At 65.5% G+C, this 7936-nt stretch carries 6 protein-coding genes and 1 pseudogene; 4 read left to right on the top strand and 3 right to left on the bottom strand.

Annotated features, from left to right (window positions below):
• Positions 1-616: 616 nt before the first annotated feature.
• Positions 617-1069, top strand: a complete 453-nt coding sequence (locus tag FJZ36_16950; GenBank protein MBM3216587.1) for a hypothetical protein — start codon at positions 617-619, stop codon at positions 1067-1069.
• On the opposite strand, the gene FJZ36_16945 is transcribed toward FJZ36_16950, so the two are convergent.
• Entirely contained in the window at positions 1032-1658 is a 627-nt protein-coding gene (locus FJZ36_16945) for a tetratricopeptide repeat protein (GenBank protein ID MBM3216586.1), read from the bottom strand. The genes FJZ36_16950 and FJZ36_16945 overlap by 38 nt on opposite strands.
• Positions 1659-1769: 111 nt before the next feature.
• On the opposite strand from FJZ36_16945, the gene FJZ36_16940 reads away from it, so the two are divergent.
• The 3 genes from FJZ36_16940 (at position 1770) to FJZ36_16930 (ending at position 5340) form a co-directional block, all read left to right on the top strand.
• Entirely contained in the window at positions 1770-2267 is a 498-nt protein-coding gene (locus tag FJZ36_16940; GenBank protein ID MBM3216585.1) for a hypothetical protein, read from the top strand.
• Positions 2268-2345: 78 nt separating this feature from the next.
• The gene (locus FJZ36_16935) at positions 2346-2960 is read left to right on the top strand and encodes a tetratricopeptide repeat protein (GenBank protein MBM3216584.1); all 615 of its coding nucleotides are present in this window, start codon (positions 2346-2348) and stop codon (positions 2958-2960) included.
• A 40-nt stretch (positions 2961-3000) separates the two neighbouring features.
• The gene (locus FJZ36_16930; protein ID MBM3216583.1) at positions 3001-5340 is read left to right on the top strand and encodes a penicillin acylase family protein; all 2340 of its coding nucleotides are present in this window, start codon (positions 3001-3003) and stop codon (positions 5338-5340) included.
• Between the two features lie 172 nt (positions 5341-5512).
• Here the strand turns inward: FJZ36_16930 and FJZ36_16925 are convergent, their stop codons facing one another.
• Complete coding sequence (locus tag FJZ36_16925) at positions 5513-7186, bottom strand: hypothetical protein (GenBank protein MBM3216582.1); 1674 nt, start codon at positions 7184-7186, stop codon at positions 5513-5515.
• A 154-nt stretch (positions 7187-7340) separates the two neighbouring features.
• A pseudogene (locus FJZ36_16920) lies at positions 7341-7844 on the bottom strand (glycoside hydrolase family 95 protein).
• Between the last annotated feature and the right edge of the window lie 92 nt (positions 7845-7936).

Raw genomic sequence — 7936 nt, 5'->3', positions numbered from 1 at the left:
CCCAACGCCGGCAGCCTTGTCGGTGCACTGAATGGTTTCAACCAGCGGCTTCTGAGGACTGAGCAGCTCGGTGAAGGTGCGCTGCCTCTGATCGCCATCGTGGTCGATATTGCCTACCACAATCCGAAAACCTATCCCATCTGTGCCGCGATCCTAAGCAAGCTCCTGACCTTTATTCCGGAGAGCGAGAAGGTGTCGGTTGTTGAGCGAATCCAAGCTAAATTCAAGCGGATACCTAACACTGGTTACATGCAGATCTGGATGCAGCGTGTGACGCTCCCACTCGATATGGCATCTGGGTTTGAGTATGACGAGCCCATCTGTAAGGTGCTCGCAGGAGACAACCAGCAACTATGGAATCGCGCGTGGATATCCAGCCGGGCGTTGAACGCTGCACTGAATGCGAAGAAGATCATCGACTCCAAAGCTCTTTCGCAGATCACCCCTGTCATTTCGCCAGAGGAGGTCGAGCTCTTCGTCTCGAAGGGTGGTGGGGGCGGCTACGGATGAGCAACTCCATGGCGTTGGCGTGGTCGCGGGCGCTGCCCTGGACTGGCTGGTGGACTCGGACTGCGACGCCGCCGACTCCTGAAGTGGCGAGAGGAGACGCTACACGATGCCCACATTGCTCATCTACAATCTGTCCCACGTGGTTCATCTGCTCGTCGGCGCGGCGTGGGTCGGTGTGGCGCTGTCGTGCGACTACCTGACGTGGACCTTCGAGCGCGCCGATGACCGGGTCGAGCGTCTGAAGTCCGTGCGGAGGCTGCTCGTGCGCGTCGAGATGCCCATCGCGACGATCACGCCGATCGTCGGGATCGTGCTCGCGGCGATGCGTCCGCACTACTTCCGTGAGGGATGGCTTCATACGAAGTTGACGGCAGTGGTGGTGCTGCTTCTCTTCACGGCGTTCGCGGCGGTGAGGAACCGACGCCTCCTCGAGGCGGCAACGGTGGGTGACACCGTGCGCGTCGGGAAGTCGTGGCACGGCTATCTGGCGATGCGGATGGTCGGGTGGGTCGCGTTCGCGATCATCTTCGTCGCGGTGGTGTTCCGTCCGGTCGGTTGAGTGTCTCGTCACCGCGCTCGTCCATCGGCTCGACATCCCCAGCCGTCACAGAGACGAGCTTGAGCAGGAGCGCCTCCTTGAACGCCGCGACAGCGCGGTCGCGTTCCCCAGCCATCGACAGCGCGTTGCCCATGCGCGTGTAGGCATCCGCCGACGGTCGCACGCTAATCGCCGCCGAGTACGCTTCGGCGGCTTCGGAGTAGCATTCGAGGAGGAAGAGGGCATCGCCGAGGCTCTGGACGACATCCGGTTCCGCATAGCCTCGGTCTATGGCGGCGGAGTACTCCGACACGGCGGCGGAGTACTGCCCGAGCATGAAGCGCGTCAGACCCGTGTAGTAGCGGACGTTCCCGGCTTCCGGGTCGGCTTCGCCTGCGGCGTTGAAAGCCCGGAGCGCGTCGGCGTAGCGCTTCTCGTTGAGCGCCGCCAGCCCCTGTCCGAACGACTCAGCCGCCTTGGACGACTTGGCGAGCTCGCGCCTCCCGCGTGCTAGAATGTCCTGGACGAGGTTCGGATGGCGTTCCGACAGGTCGCTGCGGCTCCGGTCGATCTCCGCCGGACGCTTCGGCTGGTTTCTGTCGTCGTGCATGCCGACTGCCTTCCGCGCTGGGTTGCCGCGCCGTCACCACTTTGGGTATTGTAGGCGAACCGCCGCGAAGGCGGAAGGCGCATACGGCGCGCACTATGGGGAGGGAACGCGTTGGCTGTGACGGCGCTCGGATTCCTGATCGCTGCATTGGGCACGTCGCTGTCCGGTTCCGGAGCGAGGCTGTCCTTTGTGCACCGTGGCGTGGCGCACACCATTCCGATGCTCGTCCACGACGGATCGGCGTACGTGCCGCTGACCGAACTCGCGCAGTCGGTCGGGGCAACGATCAAGGACATCTCGCCGACCCAGATCGGCGTTTGTCCTACGGACGATCTCTGCATCTTCGTCGAGAAGGACGACGGCGACATTCACCGTCTGCCGTCCGGCGCATTGGCGATCCGCCTCGCAGCGGTTCCTGATGCCTTCCGAGTCGCATTCGCGCAGCGCGGCGATACGCTCGTCCTGAACCCATCGCGCGCGTCGGATCTCCGCATCGCGCCGGGCGATCTGCTGCCCGATGTGATCCTGCCGAACCTCGACGGCACGCCTTATTCGTTCGCGTCGGCGCGAGGTCGCAAGATGGTTCTCTTCACGTGGGCGAGCTGGTGAGGCTGCCGCGAGCAACTGCCCGGGTGGCAGGAGTTCCACAAGCAGTGGGGGAACGCAGTCGAAGTCGTCTCCGTCGCCATGGACGTGCAGGGAGCCGAAGCTGCTAGACCCTATGTGGAAGCCGCAGGATCGACACATCCGTCGCTGGTCGATTCCGCGAATCGGCTGGGGGCGCTCTTCGGGTTCATCGTCGTTCCGAACACGTTCCTGATCGACGAGGCGGGTCGGTTCGTGGCGCAAGCCAGAGACCGCGAGGAAGTCGAGAAGTGGGCTGCCGATGCGTCGACGGGGAGCGTCGAACCCGAGAAGCCAGGGCCCGACCCGTCTGAGGCGATGCGCGCATACGAGGCGCTTGTACGTCTCGCGCCCAATGACGGACGGCTTTGGGCGGAACTTGCCGAGAGCCGACGGCGCTCGGGCGAATCATCCGCGGCGATGGCAGCCTACGAGCGCGCGCTCGAGCTGGGCGCCGAAAGCGCGTCCGTCCACTTCGGGCTGGGGGCTCTCCTCATGGCGCAAGGGCGGAAGAACGAAGCCGTCGATCATCTCCGACGGGCGCTGCGGCTCGAGCCCAACAACTACGTCATCCGCAAGCAGATATGGGCGCTGGAGCATCCCGACCGGTTCTACGAAGGCGGCATCGACTGGGACTGGCAGCGCGAACAGCTCGAACGCGAGCGCGCCGCCCAGTGACACACCACCGACCCATCCACGGCTGAGAGGATTCCCGCACATGGTATCGTTGCGCTTTCTCGTCCGAGCCGCGTTGGCTGCACTTGTCATCTGTGCGACGGGTTCCTCCGCCGCTATCGAGGGATGGGAGACCATCCCCTCGCCGGACGGGCAGATCGAGGTCTATCGCGACTCGTACGGCGTTCCGCACGTCTACGCCGACACGTTCCGGGACATGTTCTTCGGGCAGGGCTACGTCTGCGCTCAGGATCGGCTGTGGCAGGCGGAGATGTATCGCCGAGACGCTCGAGGCGAGCTCTCCGAGGTGTTCGGTGAGGACCGCTTCCGGCATGACGAGCGTGCGCGGCAGCAGTCGCACACGGAAGCCGAGAGGCTACGGACGGTCGAACACCTGTCACCGGAGCTGCGAGCCGCTCTGGAAGGCGTCGCCGACGGGATCAACGCCTACGTCGAGTCCGCCACGGCGAGCGGGAGCCTTCCGCCGCAGTACGCCGAGCACGGTCTGGCTCCCCGCCGATGGACGGTCACGGACTCCATCGCCATCGCCGAAATGATGGCGCGGCGCTTCGGATCGGGAGGAACCGAGGAAGCCGAGCTCAGCGAAATCCGCAGGAAGCTCATCGACAAGCACGGCGAGGAAGCCGGCCGCGCCGTATTCGACGACCTGATGCCGCTCAACGACAACGACGCTCCGACGACAATGCCCAAGACATACAAGACGCGCTACGAGAAAGCGTCGGTGCCTGGGCGCACGGAAACACCTCATAGCGCGGCGGATGCCCTGAACGCCTACCGCGAGAGTTGGTCGGCGGAACTCCGAACGGCGCGGGAGATCGGCTCGTTCACGGGTCTGGGCAGCAACGCGTGGGTGGTGTCGCCGAAGCGGAGCGAAACGGGCAACGCGATGCTGCTGGGAGCCCCGATGATGGGCTTCGGGTCTCCGCAGATCGCCTACGAAGTTCATCTGAATGGGCCGGCGTCGCTGACGAGCGACGGGCGGATGAACGTCATCGGGATGGCGTTCGCCGGGCTTCCGACCGTGCTCATAGGCCACAACGAGACGGTTGCGTGGACGACGACCTCAGGTGGCGGGAATGTCTCCGACCTCTACCTCGAGGAGCTGAACCCGAACAACGCCAACCAATATCGCTACCAGGGCGAGTGGCAGTCGTTCGAGCGCATCCCGCAGGAGATCCGGGTCAAGGGCAAGGACGGCTCATTCACGACGCGGCGGATCGACGTTCTGCGGTCGGTACATGGGCCCATCGTGAGTATGGGGAACCCGGAGGGATATGCCGTCGCGGCGAAGCACTCCTACTGGCAAGACGAGGGGTATCTCGTCGCCGATGCGTTCCTCGACTTCAATCGATGCTCGACGCCGGAGGGATTTCTTGACGCCTGCTCACGCGTCCAGACCTCGCACAACTTCTTCTACGCGGACACGTCCGGGAACATCGCCTACGCTTGGGCGGGCAGGTACCCGATCCGCCCGGAGGGAGCCGACTGGCGGCTGCCCCTTCGCGGGACGGGTGAGGACGAGTGGGTCGGGATGATGCCGTTCAGCGACCAGCCGCAGTCCGTGAACCCGGAGCAGGGCTACTTCGGTAACTGGAACAACAAGCCCGCCGACGACTGGCAGAGCTGGTTCGGGCGCGTCTTCTGGGGGCATCGCATCTACAAGCGCCTGGACGAGAACGACTCGATGTCCGTGCAGGATGTCATGGATCTCGCATGGGAGACGGGCACCAACGACTTCCTGGCGGACTACTTCCACGCCTACCTGATGAAGGCGGTCGGGCATCCGAACCTGGGCGGCTTGCCGGAGGCGATAGAGGCGGGTCGCGTCGCGCGGGAGTACGACGGCGTGCTGGGCATCGGAGCCGCCGGGGAGCGCCTCTACGACACGTTCGTGCGAACGCTGATCCGCGTGACCTTCTCCGACGAGATGCCATCGCTGTTCGCGAAGGACTCTCTCGACGACGAGACGCTTCTCGCGCTGGCGTCGCTTCTGCTGCGCGTGCTGGAGCCGCAAGTGTCCTTCGTCAAGCCTTCGAGGGACTACTTCAACGGGGAACCGGCTCAAGACATCCTGGCTCGAGCACTCCAGCAGACGCTTTCGAAGCTGGGCGACGACGCATCGAAGTGGGGCGGCGAGCCGCGCCAGATCCGGCTCGGAGACGCCGGAACAGCTCCGTGGGCCCGCAGAGGGACGTACATGCAGGTCGTCGAGATGACCAAACCAATGGCGACGGGTCGGAACGTCCTGCCGCCCGGTCAGTCGGACGATCCGTCGTCGCCGCACTACGCTGACCAGGTGTCGCTCTTCGCGGAGTGGCAGTACAAACCGACCGTTCTCAAGCGCGAGGACTTGGGGCGATAGTGGTCTGTCACGCTGTAGATTCACGGAACCTCCCCCCACCTCAATCCTCCCCCACACTTCACTTCGCTCATTGCGGAGCGCTTCGCGGGGGGAGGAGATCCTATCCCTCCTCCTTGAATGGGGGAGGGTTAGGGTGAGGGTTGGCTCTTCCGTTCACCAACCTGGCTGACCGCTAGGCGGGTCCAACGTCGACGACGCGCTGGACGAACCGGTGGGCGTACCGCTCGACGACTTTCGCTCCTGACGGCGCTGTAGAGCCATGCGGGAGCAGCTCGAGGACGGTGACGCCCTCCAACCACGTCGGCGCAGACGGGACAGGGCCCGCCAGATCGACGGCGCGTCGAGCGTGTTCCCAGTCGAGGATGCGTTCTGCCGTCCACCACTCCATGCCGCTGCTCCGAACGTGCGCGTCCAGCGCCGCGAGCGATTCGTGGACGCCCGACTTGGCGATGTGCGCCGGGTGGTAGAGAAAGTGCGCGACGCCGTGGTTCGCCCGCGCCGAGTCGGTCAGCACCTCCGCATACGCCGCCGGAGCCGTGATGACCAGGTCCTGCGTCATCAGTGGGAGTTCGAGCACGTCGATGCGGTTCCCGTCGTCGTCCAGCGGGAACCACGGATGGCTCGTGCCAAACGGGAAGCCGACGGTTCCCGTCTTGCTGGGGCCCTTGGACTGGTCGAGCCCGATGCCCTCGGACAGGCACCAGTGGAACGCGTCGAGTTCGCCCTCCCACCGCGTGTAGTGGTTCTTGTTGCTGCGCAGGCGTGACACCCCGGAGACATCGCGCAGCCACTGGGCTTGGAGCGCGAAGTGCGCTGCGTTCCACTGACGAGCGGGCCCGCCGGTCATCGCGTCGAAGTGGAACGCGACCTCGAAGCCCTCGTCGACGAGGCGCCGGTAGAACGCCGGCGCGTACCCGCCCGGATAGAGCATGCACCACGTCGATGGGATGTCGAGCTCGCGGCAGACGACGCGGAGCCGTTCCGCGACGACGGGCTCGTTGCCGTCCGAGTCGTGCGAAAGGTGGGCGATGGCGTCCAGCCCACGAGGCCAGTACCAGACCATGCGAAACGGCTCCCGCACGGCGTCGGCGAGCGCCAGAAGTGTCTGGATCAGCAGCGTTCGCAGGCCATCGGCGACGGGCTTCAGGAAGAGCCGGAACGGCTGCGGTTCATCCGGTGGCGGCGCGTTGGCATCGACCCGGGCTCCCTGTCCCCAGGCTCCGGGAAAGAGACCGCGCGGCACATGAACCGTGTCGCGATCGCGTTCCCAGTCGAGGACCAGACCGTCCTCTGCCTTGAGGATGCCGTCATCGATGGGCGCGGTTCCGTCTGGATCCGGGGTACCGTCCTGGTGGACGGGACCCCCCTGCTGGATGCGGCGCACGGAGCCCGGCACGTCTCCGCCGAGAAACACCGCGACGCCCTCGCCGACCCAGTTCCACGTGAGCGCTGCCTTGCCGTTGAGCTGAGCGATCACAGTGGCGCTCGTAACGGTCGCCGTGCAGCCGCCGAACGTGTGCAGCGATGCGTCGATGCCTCGGACGGCGGGGTGCTCCGTCGTGGCGATGTTGAGCCATCCTGGATCGGCATCCTGAGCGGCATGGAGTCCGAGCACGTGTTCGAGTCCGACCGGGCTGCCGAAGCACAGGAGAGCCCCGCCGTTGCGCACATGCGCCTCAATCCGTTGGCACGCCGGTGCAGGCGGCGCGCCGACCGTTACGACGAGCTTCGGCAACGTCGAAGGCAGTTCCGACGCGGCGTCGAACGGCACCCCGGCGTGACGCAGGATTTCGTCCAGGTAGCCGATATCACCGGGACGAGGCTCGAGGATCAGGAGCTGCGACATGCCTTCCCTTCTTGTCGGGTTCGGAGCCGGACGGCTACGCGGGCTCCACGGTGTAGGTTCCACCAGCGCGGCAGTCGAGCGTCTTGGTGTCCGCTGAGCCAGCGCACCGGACTACGACCGCTCCGTCGCGAGTCGCCCGGACCGTCGCGGATCGCAGATGCCCGTCCGCCCACTCGATATCGACCTCGTAGCCGCCGCGAGCCCGAAGCCCTCGCACATGACCTTCGCTCCACGCCTTGGGAAGCGCCGGCAGCAGGTGGAGTTCCCCTGCGTGGCTCTGAAGCAGCATCTCGGCGATCCCCGCTGAGCCCCCGAAGTTGCCGTCGATCTGGAAGATGTAGGGCGGGTGGAGGTCGAACAGGTTATCTTCGGTGCTGTCCTGGAGCAGCGCGACCGCGTTCTCGTGGGCGAGCTCGGGCTCTTCGAGTCGTGCCCAGAAGGAGATGAACCACGCGCGGCTCCAGCCGGTGTGGCCGCCGCCGTGCTCCAGACGTCGTTCGAGTGTCCGTCGGACCGCTTGCGCGAGCTCCGGCGTCGCGCGAAGGGTTATCTGCCGGCCAGGGTGCAGCGCGAAGGCGTGGGAGATGTGCCGATGCCCCGGTTCCGGCTCGTCGAAGTCTTCGAGCCATTCCTGGAGCTGTCCGTGTTTGCCGATACGTGGACCTGCCAGCCGGGCGCGAGCATCGATCAATCGATTGCGGAACTCGCCATCCTCTCCCAGGGCGTCGGCCGCCTCGATGCAGTTGGTGA

It is taken from the genome of Candidatus Poribacteria bacterium (genome assembly GCA_016866785.1).
In the GTDB taxonomy this organism is placed as follows: Bacteria; Poribacteria; WGA-4E.
This window is presented reverse-complemented; position numbering and strand designations above follow the sequence as displayed.

Bases quoted from the DNA above. Each gene is read 5' to 3' on its own strand.
- FJZ36_16950 (MBM3216587.1), top strand. From the start codon at position 617: ATGCCCACATTGCTCATCTACAATCTGTCCCACGTGGTTCATCTGCTC.
- FJZ36_16945 (MBM3216586.1), bottom strand. From the start codon at position 1,658: ATGCACGACGACAGAAACCAGCCGAAGCGTCCGGCGGAGATCGACCGG.
- FJZ36_16935 (MBM3216584.1), top strand. From the start codon at position 2,346: ATGGACGTGCAGGGAGCCGAAGCTGCTAGACCCTATGTGGAAGCCGCA.
- FJZ36_16930 (MBM3216583.1), top strand. From the start codon at position 3,001: ATGGTATCGTTGCGCTTTCTCGTCCGAGCCGCGTTGGCTGCACTTGTC.
- FJZ36_16925 (MBM3216582.1), bottom strand. From the start codon at position 7,186: ATGTCGCAGCTCCTGATCCTCGAGCCTCGTCCCGGTGATATCGGCTAC.